This window comes from Pseudomonas sp. NPDC086566, assembly GCF_050280885.1.
Taxonomy (GTDB): domain Bacteria; phylum Pseudomonadota; class Gammaproteobacteria; order Pseudomonadales; family Pseudomonadaceae; genus Aquipseudomonas; species Aquipseudomonas vlassakiae.
In genome coordinates this window covers 19,027-34,117 of sequence record NZ_JBNNWD010000002.1, presented here as the reverse complement: position 1 = coordinate 34,117, position 15,091 = coordinate 19,027, and the positions used below count along the sequence as shown (strand labels likewise).

Here is a 15,091-nt window from a genome sequence, read left to right as displayed (position 1 = left end):
GCTATACCTTGTTAATCAACTGGATGCTGCCCATGTCTGCCCTGATTTCTGCGTTGCGCCAATTTTTTTACCGCCCCTGGATGCTGGCCTCCCTGGCAGCGTTGGCCAGCGCCGCCGTATTGCTGACCGCCAGTATCGGTATTGCGCTGCAGCAGATGAAGGAAAGCGAGAGCGCGCAGATGAATGCCCAGGGCGAGCGCTTTCTCGACCGCCTGGAGCAGGTGTTCGGCCAATTGCGCGAGGGTGTCGACGAACTGCAGGCGCAGTCGCTGCGTGGCTGTAGCCCGGCGATGGTTTCGGTGTTGCAGCAGGTTGGCCTGGGTTCGCGTTTCATTTATGAAGCCGCTTATGTGGACGCCAATGTCGCTTGCTCCAACCGGGGCGGGGCCAGGGCCTTCGTGCCAACGCGTGCGCCCGATATTCAGGGGCCGACCTACAGCTACTGGCTCAACACCACCACTGAGCCCAACGAAAACCTCGCTGCCTTGATGCTGGCGCGGGGTAATTTTCTGGTTTCCACCTCGCGTGGGCACCTGACCGACGTGGTTGACCTGCCACCGGGCGGCAGCCTGCTGGTGGTGCTGGATAACGGCACCCGTGCCATCCCGGTGCTGGGCCCGCCCCAGGCGTGGCCGCCAACCAGTGGCTGGCCACCTCCCAGCCAGAAGTCCTTGTTCGAACTGCGTGATCGGCTGGTCTATCGCATGCCGACCAAGTCGCCGGACTACCAGTTGGTGCTGATCGCGCCGCGGGCCAGCCTGCCTTTACGCATGAACGGCATGCTTTGGCTGCTGTTCCCTGGCAGTGTGCTGGCGGCCTGCTGTATCGGCTGGCTGGTGCTGCAGCTGATTCTGCAGCGGCGTTCGATGAGTTCCGAACTGCAGAATGCCCTGCGCCGGGGCGAGTTGCAGGTGCTGTATCAACCCATCATCGAGCTCGACAGCCGTCGCTGTGTCGGTGCCGAGGCCCTGGTCCGCTGGCGCCGCCCGGACGGCTCGCTGACCAGCCCGGATTTGTTCATTCCGCTGGCGGAAAACACCGGGCAGATCCGCCAGATCACCGATTTCGTGCTGCAACGTGTGCTGGAGCAGTTGGGCCAGTTGCTGCGCTCGCATCGCGATCTTTATATCTCGGTGAACCTGGCAGCCTGCGATGTCATGGTGCCGCGCATTGGCCGGGTGGCGGCGCGGCTGCTGGCGTTGCACCGCGTCGCGGCCAGCCAGATTGCCTTTGAAGTCACCGAGCGTGGGCTGATCGACGTGGTGGTGGCACGGGATAACCTGCAGGCCCTGCGAGCGGTCGGGCATCAAGTATTGATCGACGACTTTGGCACGGGCTATTGCAGCCTGGCCTACCTGCAGACCTTGCCGGTGGACTGCCTCAAGATCGACAAGGCGTTCATCGATGCCTTGGGGCACGACGCTGCCAGCAGCGGCGTGGCGCCGCACATCATCCGCATGGCCCATGACCTGCATCTGCGGGTGATTGCCGAGGGCATCGAATGCGAGGCGCAGGCCGTGCTGCTCAACAGCGAGGGGGTGAATTACGGGCAGGGCTGGTTGTTTGCCCATCCGCTCAATGCCCGGCAATTCGCCGAACTGGTGACCCGTGGCCGGCAACCACGGCGGGCGCGGATCGATGATGAGCCCTGAGCGGGGGCAAGGTCAGACTGGCAAGGCCATGTAGAACTGAGTGCCCTGCCCGGGCCGGGAAAACACACCCATGCGCCCGCCGTGCAACTGCACGATCTCCTTGCACAGCGCCAGGCCCAGCCCGGCGCCACCTTTCTTGCGCCCAACCTGTACGAACGGTTCGAAGATGCGCCCCTGCTGGCCATAGGCGATGCCCTCGCCATTGTCCTCGACGCTGATGATCATGCGCTCTGCGTGCCGCCGTGCATGCAGGCGGATGCGCCCACCATTGGCGGTATGGCGGATGGCATTGTGCAGCAGGTTGTCCAGCACCCGGTCGAGTTGCGCCACGTCTGCCTGGATGCGTGGCAGCGGTGGCTCCAGCGCTTTGATCAGCTCGATCTGCTTGGCGGCGGCCTGTTCGCTGAAGCGTGCCTGCGCCCTGTCGAGCAGGTCGTCGATGGCGCATGGGGCCAGTTCGAGCTTCTGCAAGCCGCTCTGGTAGCGCGAGAAGTTGAGCAGGTCGTTGATCAGTTGGGTCAGGCGCTGCATCTCTTCGCCAATGGTCTCCAGCAGATCGCTCTCGCGCGCCTCTGGCGGGAACTTCAAGCGCTCACGCAACAGGCCGAATGCCATGTGCATGCCCGTGACCGGGGTGCGCAGTTCATGCGAGGCTCGCAACACGAACTCGCTGCGCACACGTTCGAAGGCGCGCTGCTCGGTGACGTCGTGCAAGACCATCACCGCACCCAGAATCGGCCCTTGCGGATGGCTGACCGGGGTCAGGCTGTAGGTTAGCAGGCGTGACTCTTCATCGACCTCGATGCTCAGGTCCTCCGGTGGCCGATCCAGGCTGCCGCCGCGCAGGACCTGGCGCAGCTGTTGCTCCAGCTCCGGGCGCTGCAGGGCGTCGGCCAGGCCACTGCCGACCCGGCTGCTGTTCCAGCCCAACTGCCGCTGAGCGACGGGGTTGAGGTGTTCCAGATGCCCCTGACGGTCGATGATCAGCAAACCATCATCAATGCTGTCGAGCACGGCCTGCAGACGCTGCTGGCCCGCCAACAGTTCATCGACATTGGTTGCCTGGTGCTTGCGCAAGGCGTCGGCCATCAGCCCGAAGCGGCGGGTCAGCTGGTTGAGTTCGACGGCCTGGGTGATCGGCAAGGTGATTTCGAAGTCCCCTTGGCCGAGCTGGTCAGCGGCCTTGGCCAGCGCTTCGATCGGCTGGCCGAAGCGCCGGGCGATGTTGTGCGCGGTGACGAAGCCTAGCACCAGCACCACCAGCCCCATCAGGCCAAGTATCCCGCTGACCAGCAAGGCGCGGTCACGGGTGTGCTCTTCGCTGCGGGTGATGTAGTCGAGGGCCTGCTTGTGCGAATCGATGAGGTCGGTACGCACCTGGTTGAATGCCGCGCCCAAGGGTTGATCCACGCCCATGCTTCGCGCCGGTGCCGGGCTGTCGCGGTAAGCCTGGAGGAAGGCCTGGTAGTTGCTGCGGGCCTTGCTGAAGCCGGTGCGTTCACCCCCTTCGGCCAAGCCATGGTCGAGCAGCTCCTGGAAGTTGTCCTGCAGGGGGCGCAGGCTGTCCGGTGTGGTGTCCTCGTCCAGCAGCAGCATCAGTTGCTCGCCGAGGTTCTGCCGCAGTTTCAGGCCCACTTCCAGCACATGGGTGGTTTCGCGCACCGACTGTTGCTGCACCGTAGCCATCTGCAGCACGCTCACCAAGCCTAGCAACAGGCCCAGCAAAGCCACGGTCACCAAGGCCGAAATGCTGAGGAAGAGCCGCGTGCGCAGCTTCATTGGCAGCTTCACAGGTTGTACTGCTTGCGCTTGCGGTAAAGCGTGGAGGCGTCGATGCCAAGGGTCTTGGCGGCCTGGTCAAGGGTGTCGCTGGCGGCCAGCACGGCACCGATATGCGCACGCTCCAGTTCATCCAGGCTCATGGCCGCACCGACCCGGGGCGCATTGCCTGCCGGTTGTTCGCCCATCCCCAGGTGAATGATTTCCACACGCTCCTGAGGACAGATGATGCTGGCGCGTTCGATCACATTGCGCAGTTCGCGGATGTTGCCCGGCCAGCGGTAGTTGAGCAGCGCGCTGCGCGCTTCGTCGCTGAAACCACGGGCCGGACGGGAGTATTCCTTGACGAAGCGGGCCAGGAAGCGGTCGGCCAGGGTCAGGATGTCCTCGCTGCGCTCGCGCAGCGGCGGCAGGTGCAGGGTGATGACATTGAGGCGATACAGCAGGTCTTCGCGGAAGCGGTTCTCGCGCACCATGTCGTCAAGGTTGAGGTTGGTCGCCGCGAGGATACGCACGTCGGCGCGGCGGGTGACCGGGTCGCCCACACGCTCGTATTCCTTGTCCTGGATGAAACGCAACAGCTTGGGCTGCAGGGTCAGGGGGAAATCACCGATTTCATCGAGGAACAGTGTGCCGCCGTCCGCCTGGTTGACGCGACCCAGGGTGCTCTCGCTGGCACCGGTAAACGCACCACGGGTATGGCCGAACAGTTCGCTTTCCATCAGTTCGGCATTCAGCGATGGGCAGTTGATGGTCACGCACGCCTTGCGTGCTCGCTTGCTCCAGCCGTGGATGGCGCGGGCCAGCTCGCCCTTGCCGGTGCCCGACTCGCCGAGAATGAGGATGTTGGCGTCAGTGGTGGCGACCTGGCGGGCGGTTTCCAGCACAGCCATCATGGCCGGGCTGTGCGAGTCGAGGCCGTCCTTGGGTTTGCGCACTTCGCCTTCGAGGGCCTCCAGGCGTGCCGAGAGTTGACGGACTTCCAGCTGTTTGGCCGTAGCCAGGCGCAACTGGTCAGGGCTGCAGGGTTTGACCAGGTAATCGGCGGCGCCGGCCTGGATGGCATCGACTGCGGTGTCGATCGCTGAATGCGCAGTGACGATCACCACCCTCATCCAGGGTGCCTGAATACGCATCTGCGCCAGCACATCGAGGCCGTTGTCCTCGCCCAGGCGCAGGTCGAGGAAGCACAGGTCGAACACCTGGCGCTGCAGCAACGCATCAGCCTGTGCGGCGCTGTTGGCCGTGGCCACGCTGTAGCCTTCATCTTCCAGGCAGTAGCGGAAGGTGCGCAGGATCGCGGACTCGTCATCCACCAGCAGAATGCGGCCTTGGTTGTCCTGGGCTGATTCCATGTACTGCGCTCCTTCGGATATGTCTTCAATTAGTGTGGGAAAAATCGGGCAAGTTGCACGGTCAATTGTGAAGGAATCTGTCCTTTGCATGCTAGCCAATGGCCAAGGCATACCGTGACGCCAGATATCTCGATGATTTTCTTAGAGCAGCACGCTGGCACATTGGTTGCGATGATTTTCTGCTTTTGCCAACTAAAAAGAGGTCCAACCGTGTCCCCTACCATCCGAATGGCCGTGTTGGCGGCCGCCATGCTGTCCATTTGCACACCGGCGTCGGCTGATCCTGTCCAGGACGCTCGCCTGGAGGGTTCGCTGCAAACCGCGCTGGCCCTCAACAGGGTGCTCAACCCGTTCCGCATCAAGGTCGAGGTCGATGGCCGGCTGGCCCGTCTTTCAGGCGAAGTCGAGAACAGCGTCGAGCGCGAGTTGGCCGAACATGTGGCCTTGGCCACACGGGGTATCGAGCAGGTCGACAACCAGTTGCGAGTCAACGCCGAACTGGTCGAGCGCCCGCTGGAGCTGCGTGCCTACGCTCAGCGGCTGGAGGATGTGACCTTGGCGGCGGTGATCCGGGCGCGCTTGCTGTGGAGCCGGTTAACGGAAAAAGCGCCTATCGAAGTGCAAAGCAGCGATGGCGTGGTGACCCTGCGTGGCAAGGTCGACAGTGCCGAGGCCAAGGAGCTGGCGGGCGTGGTGGCGCGCACCACTGACGGCGTACACCTGGTCAACAACCTGGTCAGCCTTGATTCCGCGGCCATGGCCAAGGCAAGGGAGAACCCGGCAGCGGCCCCGAGCGGGACGCAGCCAAGCGACAGCTGGGTGGTCGACAAGATCCAGACCAGCTTGCGTTTCAGCCGCAATCTGGACGGTTTGAATATCAAGGTGGCCAGCGAGGAAGGCATGGTGCGGCTGAGCGGTGAGGTGGTCAGCAGTGAGCAGAAGACCATTGCCGTGGAGATTGCCCGGCAGATCATCGGTGTGCGGGGTGTCGACGCCGATCTGCTCAAGGTGGCGACCAAGGTCGAGGGTTGAATCGTGCAATTCGCACGACGTCAGCAGGGGTATCGTGCAGGATACGTCCTCAACGGGGTTTGGCGTTTAACTTAACTCATTGATTTTAAAGGATTTTATCTGATTCATCGGGCTGGCATGCAGGCTGCAATTACTTGTTCAGGTTTGAACAGAAAAATTACAGTAGGAGACGCTGGCATGAACCGCCCATCCGTCAAACGCTCGCTGAATGCCGCACTCCCCGTGCGCCAGTTCCTGTTCCTCGGGATGGCATTGCTGCTGACCTTGGCCGCCGGCCTCTTCTATTACAGCTGGCAGACCGCGCGCCTGGCCGATCAGGTGGCGGCGCAAACCGCGCTGCTGACGCAGATTCAGGCAAGTCGCGCCAACACCTTGGTCAAAGCCGCCGAACCTGTCGGGCAGCGGCCTGCCGCCAACACCTCACCGGCCACCGTCGACACCATAGTGCCCCAGCAACGCTGGGTGTTCTGAGACGCTGTCCGTACTGTTTTCAAAAAAGAAAGGAGAAGCATCATGCTGAGTTGGGCTATCACTTTCCTCATCATCGCCATTGTCGCCGCAGTGCTTGGCTTCGGTGGTATCGCCGGCGCCGCTACGGGTATCGCGAAGATCCTGTTCATTGTCTTCCTGGTCCTGTTCGTCGCCTCCTTCTTCTTTGGACGTGGTCGAGGTTGAAGATGAGCAGGAAGCTATGCGCAGCCCTGGCTGCCGCCGCCTTGATGACAGGCGGTAGTGCAGCCGTGCTGGCGGCCAATGATGGCCAGGTCCGGGTCGAGCAGTTGCTCGGCTCGGACCCTGAATACCGGGAAACCTGGCAGGACACGATCAAGGGCGAAGAGCGCTTGCCCGATTGGGTGATCAACCTGAGCGGCAGCGGCCAGGAGCAGATGTCTGCGGTGACCGAAGACGGTGACAAATACCTGGTCGGGCCATTGTGCGAGTCGCCGCAGAACTGTACCTACAAGCGCTTGATCGTAGCGTTCAGCTGGGACAAGGACGATGCCTACGGGATGCTTGTTGAAGTGCCCGAAGGCTTGCCTCGTGACAAGTCGCCGACCCGCCATGCGCAGTACCGTTGGCTGGGCAAGCCTGACGACGGCATGAAGGCTTTGTTGCAAGAGCAACTCAAGCGTGACCCGAACTGGTACTGACCAGCGGTCGCGCGCTGTCACGCAATAGAAGCGGAACCTTTTTATCTTCCTGCTTCTATGATGCGCCGCCCCGAGGAGGGGCCGCGCATGACCAGGGGGCCGGGCTGTTCTGATTGTTGCAGGATCGGAGTGGCCTAGGGGTACAGGGAGTACCTCCAGTTTTTGGGCCGGGTCAGGAAAGGCAGAATCGGAAGCTTCAGGTCGGGGTGTTTGCAACATCATCGTAACCTGGCCTGGCTTCCGAGGCGCCATGCGCGTTGCGCGGATTCCTTTCAGGTTGTTGGCTCCAAGACACATTTTGTGTTGACCGTACATCAACTTTTTTTCGCTCGGTACAGGTGCTACGCAAGTGGCATTTCGGCCATTCGGATTGTCGAACAGGCCGTTTTTATGTCCTCTCCTTTACCGCCAAAACTGCCGAAATATGGCGGTTCGGTCTTGTTCGGATTCCCGAACGTTATAAATCAATGACTTACGTGCGACGTATTTTGACGCATGCCTGTATGCCGTATCGGCATGGGGTATGCGTTTCCGGCATTAGATTTCGGCCTGTCCCATCGCAATAGTTGCCGCCTTTTCGCTGGCCCGAGCGCCCTGTCGCTCGCTCGCGGTGTCCTTACACGAGGTCCCCGGACGGAAGCCCAAAGCTGCCCGTGACGTTGCCAACGGCTCTGTTACGCGCTTTTCCGGTCGGTACCCGTGACCACTAGAACAAAGGGTAAAGACATGAAGAAGGCAAAACTGAGCCTCGCCTGGCAGATCGTCATCGGTCTGCTCCTGGGTGTTGCAGTCGGCGCGCTGCTGAACCACTTCAGCGCTGAAAAGGCCTGGTGGATCAGCAACGTCCTCCAGCCCGCCGGTGACATCTTCATTCGCCTGATCAAGATGATCGTCGTCCCGATCGTGATTTCGTCGCTGATCGTGGGTATCGCCGGGGTTGGCGATGCGAAGAAACTGGGCAGCATCGGCCTGAAGACCATCCTCTACTTCGAGGTGGTGACCACTATCGCCATCGTTGTCGGCCTGGTATTGGCCAACCTGTTCCACCCGGGCGCCGGCATCGACATGAGCACCCTGGGTACCGTCGACATCTCCAAATACCAGGCCACCGCAGCCGAGGTACAGCATGAGCACGCCTTCATCGAGACCCTGCTCAACCTGATCCCGTCGAACATCTTCGCAGCGCTGATGCGTGGCGAAATGCTGCCCATCATCTTCTTCTCGGTGATGTTCGGCCTCGGCCTGTCGAGCCTGCAGGCCGACCTGCGCGAGCCACTGGTGCGCACCTTCCAGGCTGTGTCGGAAACCATGTTCAAGGTCACTCACATGATCATGAACTACGCCCCGATCGGTGTGTTCGCCCTGATCGCCGTGACTGTTGCCAACTTTGGTTTCAGCTCGCTGTTGCCGTTGGCCAAGCTGGTAGTGCTGGTGTACTTCGCCATCGCCTTCTTCGCCTTCATGGTGCTGGGCCTGGTAGCGCGCCTGTTCGGCTTCTCGGTGATCAAGATCATGCGCATCATGAAAGACGAGCTGATCCTCGCCTATTCCACCTCCAGCTCCGAGACCGTGCTGCCGCGCGTGATCGAGAAAATGGAGAAGTACGGCGCGCCGAAGTCGATCTGCTCGTTCGTGGTGCCGACCGGCTACTCGTTCAACCTCGACGGTTCGACCCTGTACCAGAGCATCGCGGCCATCTTCATTGCCCAGCTGTACGGCATCGACCTGTCCTGGAGCCAGCAGCTGCTGCTGGTGCTGACGCTGATGGTCACCTCCAAAGGCATCGCCGGCGTGCCGGGCGTCTCCTTCGTGGTGCTGCTGGCAACGCTCGGCAGCGTTGGCATCCCGCTGGAAGGCCTGGCCTTCATTGCCGGCGTCGACCGCATCATGGACATGGCACGTACCGCCCTGAACGTGATCGGCAACGCCCTGGCTGCGCTGGTGATCGCCCGTTGGGAAGGCATGTACGACGCCGCCAAGGGCGAGCAGTACTACGCCTCGCTGATGGCGGACAAAGCGCAGGCCGCTGTGGTTGGCGAACCCGCCAAGCGCTGAGCCTGACCTGCTGAACCAGAAAGCCCCGACTCGTCGGGGCTTTTTGCTGCCTGTGAGTCTGGAGCGGTCCCTGTGGGAGCGGCTTTAGCCGCGAAGCACGCACACGGTGCATGGCACCGGCTTCGCCGGTGTTCGCGGCTAAAGCCGCTCCTACAGGTATCTCGGTCGCCAGTGAGGGGCGACGATACGCTATCATGCGGGCAATTTTCAGGGGGATCACACGGATGCTCAACGGCCTTTGGCTCGGCTTTTTCCTGGTGGCGGCTGTTTCCGCCCTGGCCCAATGGCTGGTCGGTGGCAATGCCGGCATCTTCGCCGCGATGGTCGAGAGTATCTTCGCCATGGCCAAACTGTCGGTCGAGGTCATGGTCCTGCTGTTCGGCACCCTGACCTTATGGCTGGGCTTCCTCAAGATCGCCGAAAAGGCCGGCATCGTCGAATGGCTGGCGAAGGTACTCGGGCCGCTGTTTGCCCGCTTGATGCCGGAAGTGCCGCCCGGCCACCCGGCGCTGGGCCTGATCACCATGAACTTCGCTGCCAACGGCCTGGGCCTGGACAACGCCGCCACGCCGATCGGCCTCAAGGCCATGCGCGCACTGCAGGAACTCAACCCCAGCAGTACCACGGCGAGCAACGCGCAGATTCTGTTCCTGGTGCTCAACGCCTCGTCGCTGACCCTGCTGCCGGTGACCATCTTCATGTACCGCGCCCAGCAAGGCGCCACCGACCCTACCCTGGTGTTCCTGCCGATCCTGCTGGCGACCAGTGCCTCGACCCTGGTCGGCCTGCTGTCGGTGGCGGTGATGCAGCGCTTGCGCCTGTGGGATCCAGTGGTGCTCGCCTATCTGATCCCTGGTGCTCTGCTGCTGGGCGGCTTCATGGCGTTCCTGGGCACCCTGTCGGCGGCCGCACTGGCCAGCCTGTCGTCGATCCTCGGCAACCTGACCTTGTTCGGGGTGATCATCCTGTTCCTGGTGATCGGCGCGTTGAAGCGAGTGCAGGTCTATGAAGCCTTTGTCGAAGGCGCCAAGGAAGGCTTCGACGTGGCCAGGAGCCTGCTGCCGTATCTGGTGGCGATGCTGGTCGCGGTGGGTGTGCTGCGCGCCTCAGGGGCGCTGGAGCTGGCCCTGGACGGCATTCGCCATGCGGTCAACTGGATGGGCCTGGATACCCGCTTCGTCGAAGGTCTGCCCACCGCGCTTGTGAAGCCGTTCTCCGGCAGCGCGGCGCGGGCCATGCTGATCGAGACCATGCAGACCCACGGTGTCGACAGCTTCCCGGCTCTGGTGGCGGCCACCATCCAGGGCAGCACCGAAACCACCTTCTACGTGCTGGCGGTGTATTTCGGCGCCGTGGGCATCCAGCGGGTACGCCACGCCGTTGGTTGTGCCCTGCTGGCCGAGCTTTCCGGTGTGATCGCAGCCATCTGCGTCTGCTACTGGTTCTTTGCCTGAGCCTGGCTGCTTTGCGCTACGGTCCAGTTCACCACCAGCCTGGCCAGCTGATCGCTGGCTGCGCCAAAGCCGGCGACCACGGCTGACACCTGGGTATCCGCCAGTGGCTGGCGTACTTCGAAGCGTTTGCTGCTTAGGATACGCTGGCTGCGGCCTTGCACCAGGCGTGCGTCGTAGCGGATCACCACGTCCACCTTGCCCCCCGGCTGGTACTCGCTCTGAAACGCCTGCAGTTCGCCGCTCAGCTCGTAATCGGCCTGCAGGTTGCTGTCGTCGGCGCTCAGCCGCTGCACCCGGCCGTCGCGCTGGAAGCCATCGAGCAAGCGGTTGCGCACCAGCAATGGCACCGGGTCGCTCCAGCGGGCGCCTTTGTAGCTGCTGATCACATCGCCTTGGGGGATCACCGCGATGCGTGGCCCGGCCAGCACTTCGCTGGCCAGCGGCTTGTTAAGGCGCAGGGACCAGGCCACCGGGGTGGTGCTGTGGCTAGCCTGGTTGACTGGCAGGCGGTAGGTATCCACCGGTTCGCTCTGCGGCAGGATCGAGCAGGCGCTGGCCAGGCTCAGGGCGGCCGCCAGGGCCAGCAGGCGCAGCGAGGGGGTCATGGCTGGAACTCCTTGTTGTTGTCACGGCCCAGCAGGTAGCCGCTCGGGTCGGCTTCCAGGCGCCGGGAAATACCCTTGAGCGAGTTGAGGGTTTCGCGCAGCTCTCGGATAGCCGGGGTCAGCTGGTTGAGCCCTTGGGCGCCGTCGTCGATGGACTGGCGATTGTCCTGCAGCAGGCTGTTGAGGGTCGCGGCGCTGTCGGCCAGCGACTGCATGGCCTGCTCGGCGCTGCCGATGGCTTGCTTGCCCTGGGTGCCGAGCAGGCCGTTGGCATTGCGCATCAGTGCCTGGGTTTCGGCCAGGGTGGCATTGGCCTGCTTGCCGACCTGGGCCAGTTGGGCGATTGCCTCGCTGACACCGCCGTTCTGGTTGGCGAAGGCACTGGTGGTCTGGTCGAGGTTGGCCAGGGTGTTGCTCAGGTGCTCGATGTTGCTGTCCGAGAACATCTGCGTGGCGTTGTGCAGCAGCATGTTGATGTTGGTCACCAGGTCACTGCTGTCGTTGAGCAGGCGTGAGATCGGCGACGGTGAGGCGACGATCACCGGCAGCTTGCCGTCCTTGCCCTTGAGTTCCGGGCTGTGCGGCGTGCCGCCGCTGAGCTGGATGAACGAGTTGCCGGTGACCCCGGCCAGGGTCAGCTTGGCCTGGGTGTCTTCCTTGACCGGGGTGTCACCGCTCAGACGCACGCGGGCCAGCACACGGCGAGGGTCTTTCGGGTCCAGGCGCAGGCTGGTGACATCGCCGACCTTGATACCGTTGTACTGCACCGGGCTGCCGCGGGACAGGCCAGAGACGGCTTCGTTGAAGATCACTTCGTAGTCCTTGAAGGCGTCGTCGACGCTGGACTTGGTCAGCCACAGGCCGAACAGCATGGCGCCAGCCACCACCAGCACGGTGACCAGGCCAATCAGGACGTGATGAGCTCGGGTTTCCATCGTTCAGCGCTCCTGCCCGGCGCTGGCGGCGGCGTGTTCCGCTGCGCGCCCGCGTGGGCCGTGAAAGTATTCGTGGATCCAGGGGTCGTTGGTCTGCTCGACTTCGGCCAGGGGGCCGGCGACCAGCACCTTCTTCTGTGACAACACGGCGATACGATCGGTAATGGTGTAGAGGGTGTCGAGATCATGGGTGATCAGGAATACGCTCAGGCCCAAGGCATCGCGCAGGGTGAGGATCAACTGATCGAAGGCGGCGGCACCGATCGGGTCGAGGCCGGCGGTGGGCTCGTCGAGGAACAGGATGTCCGGGTCCAGCGCCAGCGCGCGCGCCAGGGCGGCGCGCTTGATCATGCCGCCAGAGAGCGACGCGGGGTATTTGTCAGCAGCGGAGATGGGCAGGCCAGCCAAGGCCAGCTTGACCCCGGCCAGGTGTTCGGCATCGGCGCGCGTCAGGCCAGCGTGCTCGATCAGCGGCAGGGCGACGTTTTCGGTCACGGTCAGCGACGAGAACAGCGCACCTTTCTGGAACAGCACACCGAAGCGGCGTTCGACCAGTGAACGCTGTTGCTCGCGCAAACCGGCCAGGTCTTCGCCGAATACCTTGACCTGCCCTTCGTCAGGGCGGCGCAGGCCGATGATGCTGCGCAGCAGCACCGACTTGCCGCTCCCCGACCCACCGACCACCGCGAGGATTTCGCCGCGGTACAGGTCGAGGTCGAGATCCTTGTGCACCACCTGGCTGCCGAAGCGATTGCAGATGCCCCGTGCCTCGATCACCGCTTCCCGGCCACTCACCAGCCCATCTCCATGCAGAACAGCGCTGCCACCGCATCCAGCACGATGACCACGAAAATCGATTGCACCACGCTGGAAGTGGTGTGGGCGCCGACCGATTCGGCGCTGCCGCTGACCTTGAAGCCTTCGAGGCAACCGATGGCGGCGATGAGGAAGGCGAATATCGGCGCCTTGGCCAGGCCGACCAGGAAGTGCTGCACGCCGATGTCGGATTGCAGCAGCGACAGGAACATGGCCGGCGATATCCCCAGTGACAGGGCACAGACCACCGCGCCCCCGACGATGCCGCAGATCATCGCGACGAAGGTCAGCAAGGGCAGCGAGATCAGCAGCGCCAGGACCCGGGGCACCACCAGCAGCTCGATGGGATTGAGGCCGAGGGTGCGGATGGCATCGACCTCTTCATTGGCCTTCATCGAGCCGATCTGTGCGGTGAAGGCACTGGCGGTGCGCCCGGCCATGAGGATGGCGGTCAGCAGTACGGCGAATTCGCGAAGGAACGAGAATGCCACCAAGTCGACGGTGAACACGGTTGCACCGAAGTCGGCCAGCACCGTGGCGCCAAGGAAGGCCACCACGGCACCGACCAGAAAGGTCAGCAAGGCCACGATGGGGGCTGCATCCAGCCCGGTCTGCTCGATGTGCGCGATGACCGGGGTGACGCGCCAGCGGTGTGGCTGCAGCAGGCGGCGCAGCAGGGTTTCGATGATCAGCCCGAGGAAGCCGAGCAGCTGCATGCTGTCCTGCCACAGCGTGCCGACCGCGCAACCGATACGCTCCAGCAGCACCAGCACCACGTTGCGCTCGGGCTCCTTGATCGGGATACAGTAGTCTTGCACCGAGCAGTAGACGTTCTTGAGCAGGGCACGACTGGCTTCGGGCAGGCCCTGGGTACAGTGCGAGAGGCGCTCGGCACCAAGCAGCTCGGCCAGCAGCGAGGCACCGGCGGTGTCCAGGCGGCCCAGCTGGCTGAGGTCGGCAATGGTGTCGGCACCAAACTGCGTGCGCAGGCGCTCGCTGTCGCGCTTGAGGCTGGCGTAGTGAGCCAGCGTCCAGTCACCGGCGATCCGCAGGCAGGCCGGTTGGCAACGGGTGTCCAGAGTGGCACTAGGGGTGGTCATGGGCTCCATGCATCCGGCTGGGCTAGAGGCTGATCATAGCGCAGCGGGCATGGAGCGGTTTGTTGAAAATGTGCTGTCGTGCGCCCAGCGTCACGGCGCAGGCGCGTCCTCCACCACCTTGAAGCGCAGCACACCGATCATCTGGCCGTCTTCGGTCAGCACCCGGACCTGCCACTTGCCCACCGGGTTGGGCGGGAAGTTCTGCTTGTGGGTCCAGGCACGGTAGCCTTCCTTGCGCCCGCCATGGATATCCAGGGCAATGCGATCGACTTCCTGGCCGTCCTTCTGCCACACATGGTAGATGCGTTCGTCCAGGCCGCGCGGCGCGTTGATCGCGGTATAGGCGTACAGGCCATTGCTGCGGATGCGGCTGGCGGCCACCTCTTCCAGCGATTCGCCGGGTTGACGATTGAGTACTTCGGTGCTGACCGCCACGTCCGTCATCCACAGTGTTGCGGGCGGCACCCACGAACGCAGCAACCAGCCACTGCCGCCCACCGCCAGGGTCACCAGTACCAGTGCCACGCCGCGGCGCCAGGTATTGACCGGGAAACTGCTGATCAGGCTTGGGAACGACAGTGCCATGGCGGCGATCAAGGCCAGCTTGAAACTCTGTGCGGTGGTCAGGTGAAGGATGATCGGCAGCGCAGTGAGCAGTGCGGCGAACAGGGTCAGGGTGTGCAGTGCAAGAAACAGCCAGCGCCGGGGTGCCAGCCACTTGTAGTAGAGCGGGTCGATGATCGAGATGAGCCCGGCGGCCCCAAGCAAGCCAGTGAAGACCAGCTGGCCGCTGTTCCAAGTGGTGGTGATGAAGAAGAACGGCAGGACGAAGAACAGGCTTTCCTGGTGAATCATCTGCGTTGCGTAGCGCAGCAACGGCTGTGGGATCTCGCGGTTGAAGGTGCGAGCGAACAGGCCGGTGAGGGTGTTTTCCAGCATCAGCCAGACCCAGCTGACCAGCATGAGGATGGCGATCCAGCTGGCCAGGCTGGCCTGGCGATCGACCAGGATGAAGCTGCCGATACCGGAAAGGAAGCCACCGAGCGCGATGACGCCGGGGTAGCGTTTGAGCAGTTCGATGACATGCTGGACGAAGTGAGGTAGTTGGGGCATGGGTCTGCAACGAGAATAGGAAGTGGCTGTGCCGGCCCTTTCGC

14 protein-coding genes are annotated in these 15,091 nt (G+C 63.1%); 7 read left to right on the top strand and 7 right to left on the bottom strand.

Features of this window, described 5'->3' with window-relative positions:
• The first annotated feature begins 32 nt into the window (after positions 1–32).
• The gene (locus ACQKPS_RS04325) at positions 33–1,652 is read left to right on the top strand and encodes an EAL domain-containing protein (protein ID WP_254482481.1); all 1,620 of its coding nucleotides are present in this window, start codon (positions 33–35) and stop codon (positions 1,650–1,652) included.
• A 12-nt stretch (positions 1,653–1,664) separates the two neighbouring features.
• Here the strand turns inward: ACQKPS_RS04325 and ACQKPS_RS04320 are convergent, their stop codons facing one another.
• Both ACQKPS_RS04320 and algB read right to left on the bottom strand, forming a co-directional pair.
• Positions 1,665–3,431 (bottom strand): KinB sensor domain-containing domain, encoded by a 1,767-nt coding sequence (locus ACQKPS_RS04320; protein ID WP_427602923.1) that lies wholly within the window; start codon positions 3,429–3,431, stop codon positions 1,665–1,667.
• Between the two features lie 8 nt (positions 3,432–3,439).
• Complete coding sequence (gene algB / locus ACQKPS_RS04315) at positions 3,440–4,786, bottom strand: sigma-54-dependent response regulator transcription factor AlgB (RefSeq protein WP_176508394.1); 1,347 nt, start codon at positions 4,784–4,786, stop codon at positions 3,440–3,442.
• Between the two features lie 228 nt (positions 4,787–5,014).
• Between algB and ACQKPS_RS04310 the strand changes: the two genes are divergently transcribed.
• The 6 genes from ACQKPS_RS04310 (at position 5,015) to ACQKPS_RS04285 (ending at position 10,478) form a co-directional block, all read left to right on the top strand.
• A complete protein-coding gene (locus tag ACQKPS_RS04310) occupies positions 5,015–5,818 on the top strand; it encodes a BON domain-containing protein (RefSeq protein ID WP_427603341.1) in 804 nt (267 codons plus the stop codon).
• 177 nt (positions 5,819–5,995) lie between these two features.
• Positions 5,996–6,289 carry a hypothetical protein gene (locus ACQKPS_RS04305; protein WP_427602921.1) on the top strand — a complete coding sequence of 98 codons (294 nt, stop codon included), beginning with the start codon at positions 5,996–5,998 and terminating at the stop codon, positions 6,287–6,289.
• 42 nt (positions 6,290–6,331) lie between these two features.
• Entirely contained in the window at positions 6,332–6,493 is a 162-nt protein-coding gene (locus ACQKPS_RS04300) for a DUF1328 domain-containing protein (protein WP_003252966.1), read from the top strand.
• A gap of 2 nt (positions 6,494–6,495) precedes the next feature.
• Positions 6,496–6,969 (top strand): inhibitor of vertebrate lysozyme family protein, encoded by a 474-nt coding sequence (locus tag ACQKPS_RS04295; protein WP_254482485.1) that lies wholly within the window; start codon positions 6,496–6,498, stop codon positions 6,967–6,969.
• A 726-nt stretch (positions 6,970–7,695) separates the two neighbouring features.
• Positions 7,696–9,024, top strand: coding sequence for a glutamate/aspartate:proton symporter GltP (gltP, locus tag ACQKPS_RS04290; RefSeq protein WP_254482486.1), 1,329 nt, complete (start codon positions 7,696–7,698; stop codon positions 9,022–9,024).
• Positions 9,025–9,248: 224 nt separating this feature from the next.
• Positions 9,249–10,478: a nucleoside recognition domain-containing protein gene (locus tag ACQKPS_RS04285; protein WP_254482487.1), complete on the top strand. Its 1,230-nt coding sequence runs from the start codon at positions 9,249–9,251 to the stop codon at positions 10,476–10,478.
• On the opposite strand, the gene ACQKPS_RS04280 is transcribed toward ACQKPS_RS04285, so the two are convergent.
• From ACQKPS_RS04280 to ACQKPS_RS04260, 5 genes are all read right to left on the bottom strand, one after another.
• Positions 10,460–11,083, bottom strand: coding sequence for an ABC-type transport auxiliary lipoprotein family protein (locus tag ACQKPS_RS04280; RefSeq protein ID WP_254482489.1), 624 nt, complete (start codon positions 11,081–11,083; stop codon positions 10,460–10,462). The genes ACQKPS_RS04285 and ACQKPS_RS04280 overlap by 19 nt on opposite strands.
• Complete coding sequence (locus ACQKPS_RS04275) at positions 11,080–12,018, bottom strand: MlaD family protein (protein WP_254482491.1); 939 nt, start codon at positions 12,016–12,018, stop codon at positions 11,080–11,082. The genes ACQKPS_RS04280 and ACQKPS_RS04275 overlap by 4 nt, the downstream gene beginning before the upstream one ends.
• 3 nt (positions 12,019–12,021) lie before the next feature.
• Positions 12,022–12,813 (bottom strand): ABC transporter ATP-binding protein, encoded by a 792-nt coding sequence (locus ACQKPS_RS04270; RefSeq protein ID WP_254482493.1) that lies wholly within the window; start codon positions 12,811–12,813, stop codon positions 12,022–12,024.
• The gene (locus ACQKPS_RS04265; RefSeq protein WP_313202919.1) at positions 12,810–13,943 is read right to left on the bottom strand and encodes an ABC transporter permease; all 1,134 of its coding nucleotides are present in this window, start codon (positions 13,941–13,943) and stop codon (positions 12,810–12,812) included. Before ACQKPS_RS04265 ends, ACQKPS_RS04270 begins: the two co-directional genes overlap by 4 nt.
• 81 nt (positions 13,944–14,024) lie before the next feature.
• Positions 14,025–15,047: a DUF5924 family protein gene (locus tag ACQKPS_RS04260; RefSeq protein ID WP_283723546.1), complete on the bottom strand. Its 1,023-nt coding sequence runs from the start codon at positions 15,045–15,047 to the stop codon at positions 14,025–14,027.
• Between the last annotated feature and the right edge of the window lie 44 nt (positions 15,048–15,091).

Coding starts and splice junctions, on each gene's coding strand:
- algB (WP_176508394.1), bottom strand. CDS start 4,786: ATGGAATCAGCCCAGGACAACCAAGGCCGCATTCTGCTGGTGGATGAC.
- ACQKPS_RS04310 (WP_427603341.1), top strand. CDS start 5,015: ATGGCCGTGTTGGCGGCCGCCATGCTGTCCATTTGCACACCGGCGTCG.
- ACQKPS_RS04275 (WP_254482491.1), bottom strand. CDS start 12,018: ATGGAAACCCGAGCTCATCACGTCCTGATTGGCCTGGTCACCGTGCTG.
- ACQKPS_RS04300 (WP_003252966.1), top strand. CDS start 6,332: ATGCTGAGTTGGGCTATCACTTTCCTCATCATCGCCATTGTCGCCGCA.
- ACQKPS_RS04285 (WP_254482487.1), top strand. CDS start 9,249: ATGCTCAACGGCCTTTGGCTCGGCTTTTTCCTGGTGGCGGCTGTTTCC.
- gltP (WP_254482486.1), top strand. CDS start 7,696: ATGAAGAAGGCAAAACTGAGCCTCGCCTGGCAGATCGTCATCGGTCTG.
- ACQKPS_RS04305 (WP_427602921.1), top strand. CDS start 5,996: ATGAACCGCCCATCCGTCAAACGCTCGCTGAATGCCGCACTCCCCGTG.
- ACQKPS_RS04280 (WP_254482489.1), bottom strand. CDS start 11,083: ATGACCCCCTCGCTGCGCCTGCTGGCCCTGGCGGCCGCCCTGAGCCTG.
- ACQKPS_RS04320 (WP_427602923.1), bottom strand. CDS start 3,431: ATGAAGCTGCGCACGCGGCTCTTCCTCAGCATTTCGGCCTTGGTGACC.
- ACQKPS_RS04265 (WP_313202919.1), bottom strand. CDS start 13,943: ATGGAGCCCATGACCACCCCTAGTGCCACTCTGGACACCCGTTGCCAA.
- ACQKPS_RS04260 (WP_283723546.1), bottom strand. CDS start 15,047: ATGCCCCAACTACCTCACTTCGTCCAGCATGTCATCGAACTGCTCAAA.
- ACQKPS_RS04325 (WP_254482481.1), top strand. CDS start 33: ATGTCTGCCCTGATTTCTGCGTTGCGCCAATTTTTTTACCGCCCCTGG.
- ACQKPS_RS04295 (WP_254482485.1), top strand. CDS start 6,496: ATGAGCAGGAAGCTATGCGCAGCCCTGGCTGCCGCCGCCTTGATGACA.